Origin of the sequence: Peribacillus aracenensis, from assembly GCF_025175645.1 — a bacterium.
GTDB lineage: Bacteria > Bacillota > Bacilli > Bacillales > DSM-1321 > Peribacillus > Peribacillus aracenensis.
This window is the reverse complement of record NZ_JANZMJ010000014.1, coordinates 1-14,361: the sequence shown is the minus strand read 5'-3', so window position 1 is coordinate 14,361 and position 14,361 is coordinate 1. Positions and strand designations below refer to the sequence as shown.

The window sequence follows — 14,361 nt, the reverse complement described above, 5'->3', positions numbered from 1 at the left end:
ATTTTTGCAAACGTTTACATTTATGCGCTTTATATTACCACCAAATTCCATACTTTACAATAAAATTGTAGTATATTGTAAAAAAAGGATATCATGAACTCTCTTAATCTAATTATATGATTCAGAAACCTATGATTATTCCTTTATTCGATTATTTATTGTACGGGCATTTTCATTCATGGCATTGCCTACGAAAAAAGGGAAACCCGTCGGTCCCCCTCTTTTCACTTCAATATCATCTTCACATTGGATGAACCGTATTCATCCTTCAATTCATAATATTTATCGCTTGCTTGTCCAAATTCTTTAAACACACCGCTAATGATCAATTCATTCGTTTCCTTATCAACGACACTGTACTTGATCTTGCTTTTCCCGAACTTTCTGTCATCCACTTTTAAAAGGATCATCTTGAACACCTCCACATTTAATGGCTGCACTCCTCAGGGTGTGTGGTTTCTTACTTACATAATATAACAAAATATTAGCAATTTACAGATTTTTGGCATTGCAAAATAAAAAAGCCTATTAGGCCTTTTCATTCGCATATACCATATCCGCCTCACAAATCGCATCAGGACTTCGAGATATCCAGGAATCCTTCACCAAATACGTCCCTAACATCATGTATCGCTATAAAAGCATTGCTATCCGTCGACTGCACTATTCTCTTCAACTTTAGTACCTCTTGCTTACTTATAACGATATATAAAATATCCTTGGATGCCTTTGTATAGTATCCATGACCACTAAAAACAGTGACTCCCCGGTCCATCAATTCGGTTACTTGTTTTGCAATCTGGTCCGCTTCATTTGAGATGATGGTAATCGCTTTTTTCGGGTTCAATCCCTCAATGATGAATTCCATCGTTTTTGTTCCAATATAAAGCATAAGGATAGTGAGCATCAGGCCTTCTGCACCAATGATGAAATAAGATGAGAACGCAACGATCAAATCGAAAAACAGAAGTCCATAGCTTAAGCTCCATCCCAAATACTTATTCGTAATTCGGGCCAGAATCGTCGTACCGGCAGTAGTGCCTCCGACACGAATGATCATGCCAATTCCTGCACCGGCAAAAACTCCGCCAAATATCGCATTGATGACCAATTCATCTGAAGAAATCGTCCAACTTTCGGTTAAATGAAGGAAAAGTGAATTAAATGCAACGGCTATGATTGTATATACCGTTGTCATTTTCGACAAATATTTATAACCGACGATGAGCAGGAAAGCGTTAATGATCAAACTTAACAGCCCTGGTGACCATTCAAAAAGATAAAATAAAATGATGGTTATCCCCGTGACTCCCCCCTCACCAAGTTCATTTGGAATGACGAAAAGATTTATTGCCAAAGCGAAAATAAAAGCTCCTATTAATATAAAGAAAACATCTAAAGAAATCTTTTTCATATTTATTACCCTTCCTTTATGTAATGGTTAATGTGAATTCGGTAATTTCACTGCTCTATAGTAACATGGAATTCCATTTAATCCTTCAAAGATTTGAAGGTTTAACAAAAAGACTACCTTGGAAGTTAGATTATCTTCAATGAACGGGCTTAATACATACAAATGGGACTAATTTTCACTAAGCTCTTTTATACATTAGCTTAACAAAGCCGCTGCCCTTTCAAATATCATTAGCCTCCCTCGCCCAAAATTTATTTTTATGTTAGTTTCATGTTTCTCTACTTGGTTCAAATAACCAACCGCACGCTTTTGATATGTGTCTTTTTTTGACCTTTGATTACTTCCAGATTGGATTTTTAATTTATTATCAGTCCTTTTTCAAGGCTTGACAGTTTCATTGGGTCATGATTAGAATATTTTATATGTTAACCTATATTTATTTTAGTTAACATATAAAAAGGAGAATGGGCATGCGCAGTGAAAAACAATTACCTTGTTGGGAAGAAAAAATAAAGAAGGAACTGGCTTATTTAGAAGAGATATCGCAAAAGCGTGAACTCGTATCGACGGCATTCGCCGAGCAGACATGGCTTATGATCAATGGGTGCAGGATGCTGAATCTAGCTTCTAATAACTATTTAGGATATGCAGGGGATGATCGGCTGAAAAAGGCGATGGTGGATGCAGTACATACATATGGTGCAGGAGCAACGGCTTCACGTTTAATTATTGGCAATCATCCCCTTTATGAGCAAGCTGAACAAGCTCTTGCCGATTGGAAGAAAGCCGAGGCGGGACTCATTATCAACAGCGGATATAACGCGAACCTTGGAATAATATCCACCCTGCTGTCCCGAAACGATATTATTTATAGCGATAAATTGAATCATGCAAGCATTGTCGATGGAGCTCTTTTAAGCCGTGCAAGGCATATACGCTATCGTCATAATGATTTAGATCATTTAGAAGCATTTTTGAAAAAAGCACCAATTGAAGCACGTAAATTAATCGTGACGGATACTGTCTTCAGCATGGACGGTGACTTTGCTTATCTCGAAGACCTCGTTCGGTTAAAGGAACGTTATAACGCAATATTAATGACAGATGAAGCGCACGGAAGCGGCATCTACGGTAAAAACGGTGAAGGTTATGCCGGTCATCTCCAACTTCAAAATAAAATAGATATCCAAATGGGAACATTCAGTAAAGCGCTCGGTTCATTCGGTGCCTATGTCGTCGGAAAAAAATGGCTAATCGACTATTTAAAAAATCGCATGCGCGGATTCATTTATTCAACTGCACTTCCCCCGGCCATTCTCGGTGCCATAAAAACAGCGATTGAACTTGTACAGCAAGAACCAGAACGCCGCTCACTGCTCCAAACACATTCAGAACACTTTAGAGAAGAACTCACATATAACGGGTTTAATATTTGCGGAAGCCGATCACAAATTGTTCCTATCGTCATCGGGGAAAACGAAAAAGCGATGGAATTTGCCGCACGTTTACAGAAAGAAGCAATTGCAGCTATTGCTGTCAGGCCGCCGACCGTTCCTGAAAATGAGGCGAGAATCCGGTTTACCGTAACAGCTCTCCACGATAAAAAAGAGCTTGATTGGGCAGTTGAAAAGATTTCAATCATTGGAAAGGAAATGGGTATTATTGAATGAAACAGCCGAACTTAGTCATGCTTCCTGGGTGGGGAATGGAAAAAGGCGCGTTTGAACCGTTAATCAAACCGCTGTCAGATGTATTCCACCTTTCATTTATAGAATGGAGAGATATGAAAGCACTAAATGACTTTGAAGAAAGAGTCATAGACACAATCGCTACCATCGATGGTCCAGTTTATATACTGAGCTGGTCATTAGGATCACTAGTATCACTTGAACTTGCAAGTTCGTATCGAGAAAAAATAAAAGGTTTTATCCTTTTTGGTGCAACAAGTCGGTTTATAACAGGAGAGAATTATTCATTTGGCTGGGATCCACGAATGATCGAGCGCATGAAGAAACAGCTACAACGCAATAAAGAGAAGACTTTGGCTTCTTTCTATGAAGCGATGTTTTCCGAAGCTGAAAAAGAAGAAGGTTTATATCATCAATTCATCAAGACCATTCAAAGCGAGTTTCATGGAGATGATGTGTTTTCGCTTCTTATTGGCTTGAATTATTTACTTCAGAAAGATGCTAGAGCAAGCCTCAACAGGATTGAAGCCCCCTTTTTACTGCTTCATGGGAGGGAAGACAACATTTGTCCACTCGAAGCCTCATCTTTCATTAAAGAAAACCTCGGTGGGAAAGCCGAGTTTCATATTATCGAAGGCGCTGGCCATACTCCGTTTTTCACAAGACCACAGGAATGTATGCAGCAGATAAAAACATTTATTCAAAAGGAGTACACTCATGATTGATAAGCGATTGTTAAGTAAGCGGTTCAGTGAACATGCGAAAACATATGACGCATATGCCAATGTTCAAAAAAACATGGCAAAACAATTAGTGGATTTTCTTCCTGAAATAAACACCAACCATGTAACCAATATTCTTGAAATTGGCTGCGGCACTGGTTACTTAACCAGGTTACTCGTCAAAATATTCCCTAATGCTGCTATTACGGCTGTTGATTTGGCACAAGGAATGGTCGAAGTGGCGAAAGGAATGACAGATGAGGAACGTGTTACATTTTTATGTACGGATATCGAAGAAATGGCGCTTAATGAACATTACGACTTGATTATTTCCAATGCAACGTTTCAATGGCTGAATGATCTTCCTGCAACCCTTGAAAAACTGTTTACACGATTAACGGCTGAAGGAAGCCTCATATTTTCAACGTTCGGAATAGATACCTTTCAAGAGCTTCATATGTCATATGAACAGGCGAAGGACAAGCTTCAGCTAGCCATTGATAGTTCACCAGGTCAAGTGTTTTATTCTCTAGAAGAATTATCCAAAATTTGTGAAGAAGCAATCTCTTTTTCATCAGCAGTTCCAATCGAGATAACAAAAATGGAAGAGTTTGAACTGGAGTACTTTCAGACAGTACGTGAATTTTTCACTTCAATTAAAAAGATTGGTGCGGCTAACAGCAACAAAGAAAACTACTGCCAGCGCCCTTCCTTTTTTCGAGAGTTAATCAACATATACGACAAAGAATATCGAAATGAATCAGGTGTGAAAGCAACCTATCACTGTTTGTTCTTTAAGATAAAAAAATATGATCAATCCGAAGATAACTCTGGGATACAAGCAAAATATTATACATGATTGCAGGCCCGATTGACCAAGTTCCAATCCAAGCGATTTCTGCCGCCTCTCATTTGGAAAGGCGGCGACTATTTAATGATCAGCTCATGAGAGTGTGTTTTATAACTTCATCCAAAAACCTTGCCATCCGTGATATTGACCACTCGATCACATAAATCCAACATTCTTTCATCGTGCGTTACCATGATGGCCGCTTTATTTCTTGACTTCACCTCATGTGCAAGCATTTCAACAACATCCCTGCCCCTTTTGGAATCAAGACTTGCGGTTGGTTCATCCGCTAAAATGATTTCTGGATCATTCATCAGCGAACGGGCGATGGCTACACGCTGCCGCTCACCGCCCGACAGTGCTTCCGGCAAGTGATCTGCCCGATGTCCAAGTCCAAGGTGGCCAAGCAATTCTTCCGCTTTTTTCATGTTTTTTTTATCCCGCTTGCCAATCAGTTCAGAAAGTAGCAAAAGCTGATCCCGTACGGTGAGATATGGCACAAGATTCGATGATTGGAATACAAACCCGATCTTTTCAAGGCGTACTCTAGTCAATTCCTTTGGGGATAGAGTTGTAATATCCTCATCATTCAGCAGTAAGCGGCCTTTGCTCGGAGATAGTAAGGCACCTGCTATCGAAAGAAAAGTACTTTTTCCTGAACCTGAAGGACCCACGATGGCGACGAACTCCCCCGCCCTCACATTCAGGGAAATATTATCAAGGGCTGTCACCTTATTATCGCCTTCCCCATAAATCTTACTGACGTTTTCAAATAATAGTTTATCCCCCATCATGATACCCTCCCTATCGCTTCAATCGCATCTATCTTCGCTACTCGGTATAGTGATAGCAGTGAACCCAATACGGATACAACCAAAAGTAACACGGAATATTTAACCACCAAATCGGTACTCAATTCAAATGGCATTCCTTCTGGCATGATTACTGTGACTCCATATGTCAGGGCAACACTGATGGCTATGCATGTCACGGCAAGCAACATTACTTGACCAACAATACTTTTTGCCAGGTAGCCCGTATTGGCCCCAAGTGCTTTAAGGACTCCAAATTGATTCGTCTTCTGCAAGGTAATCACATAAAAGAATACAGCCAAAACGAATGCTGCGATGACAAACAAGAAGGCAATCATCATCGTCAACGTACCCTGTTCCTCTTTGTAGCCTGGTATACTCTGAAGTGATTCTTCTTTTGAAATGAGCGTTAGTCCTTCAGGCAATGATTCACGTACATTTTCTTCTGCCTTCGAATCCATTTGCACGGCTATTGTGCTGATTGAATCTTTCTCTTGATTTTTCAATGCAGGATTAATCTCCTGCCACCCCTTAACATTCATGTAAACTACCGGTGAGTGGCTGTAAGACTGCTTTTCAGTAAATCCAACAATGGTGAAAACCTTACCTGATAGGTCATCTTTAAGTGAATCACCCAATTTATACCCCACTTCTTTTAAAGAACGATCTGCTACCACTTCACCTTGTTTCTCATTGTCATAGTTCGTTCCTTCAATGACCTTCGGTGCTAAAATACCACTGGCTTCGGTCGCAAAAATGGTGACATCCGTTTTCTCCGATGAGCCGATTTTATTCAATGTGGTCATCATTTGCCCCAGACCTTCGGCTGCTTTAACATCCGCCGAAGCCCGGATTTCATCCAGCTTCTCCATGGATATGATCGATCGGTTCAATTTATTTTTGGAGTCATGCTCCATTACGAAATAGTCAGCCTTCATGTTTTGTATGGATGAAGCATTATCCGAAGAAAGCCCATTAGCTAATCCTGAAATGATAAAGACAAGCAAAGCGACCAATACCATGATCAGTCCAATCAGCAGATAACGTAACTTTGAATGCTTTAGTTCACGTATTGCCAAAAACATTATTTCATCTCCCATTCCTTCTGTTTACCAATCAAGTCCTACTTGATTCGGTATGACCCGATTGTAAACAATCAATATGAATGGAAGATGAACAACTGATTACATAAGGGGCAACCGTATATAAAAAGTGGTCCCTTTACCGAGTTCGCTTTGAACTTCGATCGTTCCCCCATGAAGTTCAACCGTCTTCTTCGTAATCGAAAGTCCTAATCCGCTTCCTGTTTCACTCCTGTTCCTCACTTTGTCGACTTTATAAAACCGGTCAAAGATATAAGGGAGGTCTTCTTCCGGAATTCCCATACCCGTATCCGCAATCATCACTTCAACAGCACTGCCTATTTTTTTTATCCGAATATTGATCGAACTGCCGCTTTCCGAGTATTTAATGCTATTGGTTATCAAATTCGTCCATACTTGATTCAAAAGTTTCTCATCTGCAGAAATGGAGGTTGAAGGCAAATCCATTTCGATCACCATCTCTTTTTCCCGCCAATTCCATTCCAGCATGAACAACACTTGCCGTATTTGTTGCGCTAAATCGAATTGGGACCGTTGCAGCGGATCATCCACTTTATCCAACGAAGCAAGCATGAGCAGCTGTTTGCTTAACAACGACATGCGCCTGCTTTCTTTTTCAATAATGGACAAGTACTGATTTCTTTGTTCTTTTGTTAATTCCTCCGATTGAAGTGTTTGGGAAAAACCTTGGATGGATGCAAGCGGAGATTGAATTTCATGGGATACATTCGATACGAACTCCTGCCTCATATCATCCAACCGTTGGATACTATGAGTCATTTTTGAGAAATGCTGTGCCAAATCCCCTATCTCATCGCTTCGGCTGACATTCAATTCACTACTATAATCCCCATCGGCGATTCTTTTTGTAGCTTCCGTTAATTTCGTAATCGGCTTAACGATGAAACGCGTGTTAATGATTACAAATAAAAAGCTGAGAAGGAGCGTGAGTACAAGCAAAACTGCAAGGAAAAAGCGGAATTCACCAAACTGCAGCTCTATATTCGGCCTTACAAACAATGCATGTTTTTCACCATTGACGTCCATCGGGACCCCAATGCTATTAATCAATACATCTTCAAAAAATCCGGTAATAAATAAACCATTATTATAATGGGCGATCCCTTTATAGGTCTTCCCGTTCAAAACTGCAGAAATCGTGTCTGGATCCAATGCCGTTTCCCGAAACGGCTCACCGTATAAAGTTCCTTCACCTTGCTCATTAAATAGATACATTTGATAGTGCAATCCTGCAATATGATTTAAATACGCATCAATATCCTGATCAGGATTTTCCTCATATAAGGAGACAATATCATTTGCGACTTTCTTTATCTTCTCACCATTGTTGGGTTTTTGAACCTGATGATAATAAACATTGGAAATTAAAAAAGCGATGACACTGGCAAGCACCATGATTAAAATGGTTTGAATAACTATCCTGAAATAAAGTGTTTTCACTTCTTGTTGACCTCCAGTTTATAACCTAAGCCACGGACAGTCGTTATAACAAAATCATCGGTCCGCCCCGCAAAACGTTCCCTTAACCGTTTAATATGGACATCGACCGTCCGATCATCCCCTTCAAAATCAGCACCCCATACCAATTCAATAAGCTGCTCACGCGTAAAGACTTGATCAGGAAAGCTCCCCAGCTGAGCTAGCAGCTCGAATTCCTTAAGCGGCAGGAGCAGCGTATTCCCCATTATTCGAACTTCATAACTTTTACGGTCAATGACCGTTTGATTCAATGAGATGGATTCAGAATTCACCATACGGTACCTTCGCAATAGCGCTTTTATCCGGAATAGAAGTTCCCGTGGCTCGAATGGCTTCACGAGGTAATCATCCGTACCCGCAAAATACCCCTTTTCCTTATCGATAAGTTGATCTTTAGCTGTCAATAAAATGACCGGCAGATCATATTGATCCCGGATTTCCTTACAAAGATCCAGTCCGTCTTTAAACGGCATCATAATATCGACAACCGCCAGATGGATCCGTTCCCTCTCCAATATCAAGGAAGCTTCATTCCCGTCCTTTGCTTCCGATACCATGTATCCTTCCTTTTCCAAGTGAAATTTAAGCAACTCCCGAATATGCCGATCATCATCCGCAATTAATATATGTATCAAAGAAACCACATCTCCACTTCTTTTATAGCCCTAGCTAAACTTACAATAGCAATAATTGATCCTGTAAAACAACAAATACTAATTCAATCTCCAGTTCCTTATTAACTAGTTTGCCACTAATATACAGCACCCTCTTATTTTTTTATTAATGGATAAAATCGTAAGGAAAAATAATTCGATAAGAACAGAAGTATCATAATATTGTTGATGAATAAAAAAGCCGATTGAATAATCGGCTTTTTGTATGTGAATCAACCATCCCCACCTTTGAAATTCAAAGGAAAATATCGATGATTATGGGTTCAATTCATATGGAATATTTTAAGCTTTCATACTTAAAGGGTGATTTCCCATTCCCCGATAGATGAACTGATTGCCCTTGTTGGGAGTATTTTTTTGAACTACCTGCTATACTACTAGATAAAAGTAAGTTATGGAATTTGCTAATGATTCGGGTTATAGTAATTGATATCATTTTAAGGATGAGGAATATAATGTCACCAAAAATAAAATCTTCAAGAAAAATTGCTAAATATTCACTAATGATCATGGGAGCGGGTTATATTGCAACCACTCCATTTCAAGGTACGTTGCCGCTGGATTTATTACATGGAGGGTTTGAGGCAGGATTAGTTGGTGGTCTGGCAGATTGGTTTGCAGTCACTGCATTATTCAGGCACCCGCTTGGATTACCGATTCCCCATACAGCGCTTTTGCCCAACAATCGTAAAAGAATGACAAATGCACTTGTTTCGATGCTAAAAAATGACTGGCTTTCTAAGGAAAGTATTCAAGACAAAGTAAAACATGTTCCTTTTACAGAAAAATTGATTCCCATTTTAGTAAAAGAGGTACAAAGTGATACTTTTAGAAAAGTCCTGATTAAACTTACCAAGCAATTGATTTGTTATATAGATATAGAAAAGATTACACCTTTCGTGGCAAAAAAAATTGAAGCATCACTTTCTAACATAGACATGGGCAAGATTCTTCATCTAGTAAGTTCAGAGTTACTTAATGAACAATTCGATAAGAAGGCTCTGGATCATGTTTTGAAAAAAGCGGAAGATTGGTTAAGGAAAAAACAAACCAGCCGTCGACTTGGCACTGTTTCCATGGATGTACTAAGCAAGATTGAACTGGATGGCATGCTTCAGTTTGCCGTCAAATCCATTCAAAGTCTGCTTAACGAAGAGAAACTTGGGAATATCATACAAAACCTTTTGTTAAGTGTCGTAAATAATTTACAAAACGAGAAAGAACCAAATAGAGAGGCTTTAATCTTATATATCCGAAATGAGATACAAGGCATTAACCATAACCGGGAACTGTTAGAAGGAGTTGAAAAATGGAAAAAACAACTTCTGACAAAATGGGAACCTGAAGCGACAATAATGGGAAGTCTACAACAAATTCAACAAGATGCGTTAGATTTCGTAGAAGGTGAACATTTCATGGATACTTACCTGACTCCAATGATTCAGCACGTACTGGACAACATAAAAGAGAATAGCACGAACATCGATCAATGGATACAGAAACAAATTACTGTTCTCATTGAAAAAAATCATACGCAGATCGGCAAGCTTGTACAGGAAAATTTAGATAAGCTAGACAATGAAACACTGATTGATATGATGGAAAATGGTGTAGGAAAAGACTTACAATGGATTCGTGTGAACGGAGCGGTCTGTGGTTTTATAATAGGGCTTATCCTAACAGGTGCACAGGCTCTGCTTAGGCTGTTATAATTCTTGCACCTTCGGCCGATATTGTAACGGGAGAATACTGTCTTTCCTAACTCAACTGGGGCTGATTCGTTGACTTTAAATTCCTTATACAATTAGTTTGCCACCAATATGCAGGATCCTCTTTTTTTCGAAAATGAAGAGATAAACAAAAAGCTAGCCAAGGTTTTCAAGAACCCCTTGGCTAGCTTTTCCTTTTGTACAACATATTAATCAAAGCCCCACTAAAGCAGGGCTTCAATTAACTAAGGTTTGAATTGCTGATCACTAAGCCAGCCATCAATATGATCTAAATTAAAAATCAGCAAATTATCGATGGGTCTGAGATGGGGTATCTTTTTATTTAATATTAGATCATTGATTTCCTCTTCGGTAATTGGATAATTTACCGACTCAAGGTAAATTATTAAACTTTTTATACCATAGGCTTTCCTCATTTAATCACCTCCCACCAAATTCTCCTTATTCAACATAAAGAAAACTTAGTGCTAGATATTAAATGAAAGACCGCTCAATACTTTATACCCGCTTTTTGAACGAATAATCACTTTTACTTTATGTAAAGAACTAACGAAAGGCGTTTAAATGAGGAAATTAATCTAATGAATAGGGCTTCTTCTAACTCGATTATCTCCACTTCATCCCATTCTACAGATTTGGAGTACACCATATCTTTTTTATCATTGGTTATTAATTCAATAGCTCCCACTGTATACGATTCTATGAATCTCTACTCTTTCCCATTATCAACTAATTTACAGCTAGGAAAAATAAAAACACCATCTATTTCTAACTCTCCCTTTTTCAGATTACTCATCACTTAACCTCCTTCATGTATCCTGTATCTCTACTAAAGTCTTACTGATCGTTATACATATAATCTAACGAAAACGGTTTTCGCTCTTCTATTATTTCAACTTCATCTAAATTAACATTTTTATAATACAGATATTTATCTGTACGTTCAAAGCCATACTTTTCGGCGAGTTCCAAATGAGGAGTTGATAGAATAATTTTTCCATTCTCGCCATTAGAAACTCCAAACAACTCTCCTTTATATTTTGCATAAGAATGAATTAAAAATAGCTTTTCTACTTTTTTTAAGGAAATAACTTTTGTATAAATATAATCTTTATAATGGATAAATCCATAATTCAGGTCTTCCTTATTATTGCTTATTAGTTCTATAAAGCCTTCTCTTTTTGATAGAGTCCTGCATCGAAAGAACCGCCTTTTCCAAATTAAAATTATCAGTTATACTATTCCCCTATAATATTAGAAGACCTTAACAAAAATTTGTTAAGGTCTTCTTAAGTAGCTCAGTATTTATATTCGCTTACTACAATAAATAAACAAATAATTTCCAGCCCCAAATCGCATAATTAATTATCCAACTTCATTATATATTCTCTAATTTCTCCCCTTGGTATAACCTTCCTACTTTCAGGTAAATCTTCAAATATTAATATTGGTTTTTTCACCTCAATCATCATTTCTATGTCGTCAAGAGGCACGTCCTTTTTAAATACAAATTGCTCTTGCTTTTCGAATCCAAAGCAGTCTACATCATTACTATCCATACTAAATAACGAAATCTCATTTTCATCCAAGATATGCCTGCCTATTGAATAAGGGCCAAACTCTTTCCCCTTATAAGTCACTAAAAAATCTAGCTCATAAGCAAAATTCACTTCTTCTACAGCCACTACCTTGATATATAGATGAGGATGTTTATTCCCTGCTAAATCAATAAGTTCTTGAAATCCTGGATCTGGTGTATTACTTCTCAGCCTTAACATGTTATTTCGAATATTCAAGTGATAATCCTTTTGATTATATGTTGCATATTTCAAATTTTATTCACCTCATTTTCTAGGTAGCCATTCCATAATATCTCCATCAAATATAAAACTCATATGTTGTTCACCAGTAGTTGCATCCTTAATATCAAGTATATCACCATCTTCAAATTGTCTAGGTGTATGATAATATTCCGGTAATACAACTTCTTTGCTACCAGTAAACCCTCTACCTGTATATGGATAAGATTCAGGAGTTGGATCCCAATTCGGGATTGAAACTTTACTTGGGTCATTTAACCGGTATTCAAACACACCATAATATCTATCGGGTCCTCCAATAGATTGGGAAATTCCATCGACACCATTTGTAACTTTATAGGCCGTATTGTTATAATCCAATCTTGCTCCTTCATAATGATCATGTAAAGTCTTTAATTTTATAGAATCATCTTTAACTGCAATAAAGCCTCTAACACCATTATAATCAGGATCATATAAATATTTATAAATATCTCTTTGTGGAATAGTTTTAGCCATTACCGTCCCTATAGATGGTATGCCTATTTGATTCCTAATTGAAGCTACAATATCTTTTTCTGTTAAATTTAATACTTTATCAGGATGTAATAACTTTATAAAATCATCAACTTCATAACCATTTTCATTCACTACCGTTTTTATCCCATCACTTGTTTTTGAAATTACTTTTGTGGTGGATAAACTATTCTTCAATTTAAACTTGTGATCCACATACTTAGCCGCACCTGCCACACCGCCGATTCCGAGTGCCATCAACAGCCCGTTCTGGCGCTGTTCCTCGGTCAGCTGGTTGCCGAACATGTCTTTGCCGGTGACCGCTTCGCCAAGGCCGTTGGCGGCGAGGAGTCCGTATATGCCGTATTCGGTTTTCTGGAGGAGGCTAAAGCCTTTTGTTGTTTTATAAGCATCGAGCGCGTGGTCCGCTGCGTTGAGTCCTTTGGCGGTTTTGTAGATGGCGCTGCCGCCTTTGATGGCCCGGCCGGCCCAGCCGACGACGGGGATGAATCCAGCGGCTGCCATGGCTCCGGCTGCGATTCGTTCGGCATCGGACAGCTTGCGTCCGGTTACTGGATCGACACCGGTTGAGGCCCTGATGGAATCATAATATCCCGTGAATTCACCTGTAAAGGTTTTTGTCGTATCCCAGGCTTTTTCGTACCATGGACGGTTTTCGAGTTCTTCCATTTCTTGTTCGACTTTCCGGGCTTCGGCTTGCTGCTTTTTGAAGGTCTGATAGTCTTTCATCTGACCGGCGACCTCATCCTTCACTTGATAGACGTCACTATTCTTGAATGCCGATTGGTTGAACGTCACCGGCGAAACGTTGCCGTCCTGTTTTGTGGCATCAAGCAAGGCGCGGAAGAGGCCAACGGCCACATTTTCCTGCCCGACGGACACATCATATTCCTCGACCAATTGCCGGTCGACATCCTCGACCTTTGTCACGGTATCATCCAGCCTTTGTCCGGCCAGCGTGATTTTTTCATTAAAGTCCTTTTGGTCGAACCTATCAAGAGGCAGGATATCGTCAATGCTGTCGAGGATCCTTTGGAGATCGTTCGCTTGTTCATCGACAAGCGACTTCGCTTGGTTGATGCCGTTCGAGACTTCCCCATCTAAAAAGGGAACCTCGACCACCGTATTTCCGGAGAGGTCCGCCTCTTCCAGGCTGGCCGGAATGCCTTCCAAAAAACTGATCTGGGTCGTGAATAGTTCCATCCAGGCGTCCGCCACCTCGATTTGCGCTTCATAGAAGCTTTTGATGGCAGTGGCACCGGCTCCTTGAAACTCGTTGTCCAAGCCGACGATGCCCTGAAATTCCTTTTTCAGGGCCGCGACTTCCTTCTTTAGTTCTTCATATTGCTTGGCGCGCGACTTGGTTGCGGCCGTCAATGTCTTCGCTTCATATATTTTCATCGCATAGGATACCCATGTGAAGACACATGGGCGATGGCTTCATCCTGTTCTTTTAATAAGTCAATGTTGGCACGGGTATCTTCCACATTTTTCTGGACGATTTTGATATATTGCTCGAAGACCTTTTCCAG

The 14,361-nt window shown here is 39.3% G+C and carries 14 protein-coding genes; 4 read left to right on the top strand and 10 right to left on the bottom strand.

Features of this window, described 5'->3' with window-relative positions; genetic code table 11:
• Nucleotides 1-224: 224 nt before the first annotated feature.
• Both N0M92_RS14960 and N0M92_RS14955 read right to left on the bottom strand, forming a co-directional pair.
• Nucleotides 225-410 (bottom strand): hypothetical protein, encoded by a 186-nt coding sequence (locus N0M92_RS14960; RefSeq protein WP_192207687.1) that lies wholly within the window; start codon nt 408-410, stop codon nt 225-227.
• Between the two features lie 164 nt (nt 411-574).
• A complete protein-coding gene (locus tag N0M92_RS14955; RefSeq protein WP_192207686.1) occupies nt 575-1,414 on the bottom strand; it encodes a YitT family protein in 840 nt (279 codons plus the stop codon).
• Nucleotides 1,415-1,884: 470 nt separating this feature from the next.
• Here N0M92_RS14955 and bioF point away from each other — a divergent pair, with 470 nt between their 5' ends.
• Genes bioF through bioC form a run of 3 tightly spaced genes read left to right on the top strand, consistent with a single transcriptional unit; the run spans nt 1,885 to nt 4,683 of the window.
• Entirely contained in the window at nt 1,885-3,084 is a 1,200-nt protein-coding gene (gene bioF / locus N0M92_RS14950; protein WP_260286500.1) for an 8-amino-7-oxononanoate synthase, read from the top strand.
• Nucleotides 3,081-3,827, top strand: a complete 747-nt coding sequence (locus N0M92_RS14945) for an alpha/beta fold hydrolase (RefSeq protein WP_260286499.1) — start codon at nt 3,081-3,083, stop codon at nt 3,825-3,827. Before bioF ends, N0M92_RS14945 begins: the two co-directional genes overlap by 4 nt.
• Nucleotides 3,820-4,683, top strand: a complete 864-nt coding sequence (gene bioC / locus N0M92_RS14940) for a malonyl-ACP O-methyltransferase BioC (RefSeq protein WP_260286498.1) — start codon at nt 3,820-3,822, stop codon at nt 4,681-4,683. The genes N0M92_RS14945 and bioC overlap by 8 nt, the downstream gene beginning before the upstream one ends.
• Before the next feature lie 107 nt (nt 4,684-4,790).
• On the opposite strand, the gene N0M92_RS14935 is transcribed toward bioC, so the two are convergent.
• The 4 genes from N0M92_RS14935 to N0M92_RS14920 form a co-directional block, all read right to left on the bottom strand.
• The gene (locus N0M92_RS14935; RefSeq protein ID WP_260286497.1) at nt 4,791-5,468 is read right to left on the bottom strand and encodes an ABC transporter ATP-binding protein; all 678 of its coding nucleotides are present in this window, start codon (nt 5,466-5,468) and stop codon (nt 4,791-4,793) included.
• The gene (locus N0M92_RS14930) at nt 5,465-6,571 is read right to left on the bottom strand and encodes an ABC transporter permease (RefSeq protein ID WP_260286496.1); all 1,107 of its coding nucleotides are present in this window, start codon (nt 6,569-6,571) and stop codon (nt 5,465-5,467) included. Before N0M92_RS14930 ends, N0M92_RS14935 begins: the two co-directional genes overlap by 4 nt.
• A gap of 99 nt (nt 6,572-6,670) precedes the next feature.
• Nucleotides 6,671-8,050 (bottom strand): sensor histidine kinase, encoded by a 1,380-nt coding sequence (locus N0M92_RS14925; protein ID WP_260286495.1) that lies wholly within the window; start codon nt 8,048-8,050, stop codon nt 6,671-6,673.
• Nucleotides 8,047-8,724: a response regulator transcription factor gene (locus N0M92_RS14920; protein ID WP_260286494.1), complete on the bottom strand. Its 678-nt coding sequence runs from the start codon at nt 8,722-8,724 to the stop codon at nt 8,047-8,049. The genes N0M92_RS14925 and N0M92_RS14920 overlap by 4 nt, the downstream gene beginning before the upstream one ends.
• A 494-nt stretch (nt 8,725-9,218) precedes the next feature.
• Between N0M92_RS14920 and N0M92_RS14915 the strand changes: the two genes are divergently transcribed.
• Nucleotides 9,219-10,475, top strand: a complete 1,257-nt coding sequence (locus N0M92_RS14915) for a DUF445 domain-containing protein (RefSeq protein WP_260286493.1) — start codon at nt 9,219-9,221, stop codon at nt 10,473-10,475.
• A 242-nt stretch (nt 10,476-10,717) separates the two neighbouring features.
• Here the strand turns inward: N0M92_RS14915 and N0M92_RS14910 are convergent, their stop codons facing one another.
• The 4 genes from N0M92_RS14910 to N0M92_RS14895 all read right to left on the bottom strand — a co-directional run bounded on the left by N0M92_RS14910 (nt 10,718) and on the right by N0M92_RS14895 (nt 14,361).
• Nucleotides 10,718-10,909 carry a hypothetical protein gene (locus N0M92_RS14910; RefSeq protein WP_260286492.1) on the bottom strand — a complete coding sequence of 64 codons (192 nt, stop codon included), beginning with the start codon at nt 10,907-10,909 and terminating at the stop codon, nt 10,718-10,720.
• A 945-nt stretch (nt 10,910-11,854) separates the two neighbouring features.
• A complete protein-coding gene (locus N0M92_RS14905; RefSeq protein WP_260286491.1) occupies nt 11,855-12,325 on the bottom strand; it encodes a hypothetical protein in 471 nt (156 codons plus the stop codon).
• 12 nt (nt 12,326-12,337) lie between these two features.
• Complete coding sequence (locus N0M92_RS14900) at nt 12,338-14,230, bottom strand: ribonuclease YeeF family protein (RefSeq protein ID WP_260286489.1); 1,893 nt, start codon at nt 14,228-14,230, stop codon at nt 12,338-12,340.
• Nucleotides 14,227-14,361 (bottom strand): DUF5344 family protein, encoded by a 135-nt coding sequence (locus N0M92_RS14895; protein ID WP_397443862.1) that lies wholly within the window; start codon nt 14,359-14,361, stop codon nt 14,227-14,229. The genes N0M92_RS14900 and N0M92_RS14895 overlap by 4 nt, the downstream gene beginning before the upstream one ends.

Bases quoted from the DNA above. Each gene is read 5' to 3' on its own strand.
- N0M92_RS14960 (WP_192207687.1), bottom strand. From the start codon at position 410: ATGATCCTTTTAAAAGTGGATGACAGAAAGTTCGGGAAAAGCAAGATC.
- N0M92_RS14955 (WP_192207686.1), bottom strand. From the start codon at position 1,414: ATGAAAAAGATTTCTTTAGATGTTTTCTTTATATTAATAGGAGCTTTT.
- bioF (WP_260286500.1), top strand. From the start codon at position 1,885: ATGCGCAGTGAAAAACAATTACCTTGTTGGGAAGAAAAAATAAAGAAG.
- N0M92_RS14945 (WP_260286499.1), top strand. From the start codon at position 3,081: ATGAAACAGCCGAACTTAGTCATGCTTCCTGGGTGGGGAATGGAAAAA.
- bioC (WP_260286498.1), top strand. From the start codon at position 3,820: ATGATTGATAAGCGATTGTTAAGTAAGCGGTTCAGTGAACATGCGAAA.
- N0M92_RS14935 (WP_260286497.1), bottom strand. From the start codon at position 5,468: ATGATGGGGGATAAACTATTATTTGAAAACGTCAGTAAGATTTATGGG.
- N0M92_RS14930 (WP_260286496.1), bottom strand. From the start codon at position 6,571: ATGTTTTTGGCAATACGTGAACTAAAGCATTCAAAGTTACGTTATCTG.
- N0M92_RS14915 (WP_260286493.1), top strand. From the start codon at position 9,219: ATGTCACCAAAAATAAAATCTTCAAGAAAAATTGCTAAATATTCACTA.
- N0M92_RS14910 (WP_260286492.1), bottom strand. From the start codon at position 10,909: ATGAGGAAAGCCTATGGTATAAAAAGTTTAATAATTTACCTTGAGTCG.
- N0M92_RS14900 (WP_260286489.1), bottom strand. From the start codon at position 14,230: ATGAAAATATATGAAGCGAAGACATTGACGGCCGCAACCAAGTCGCGC.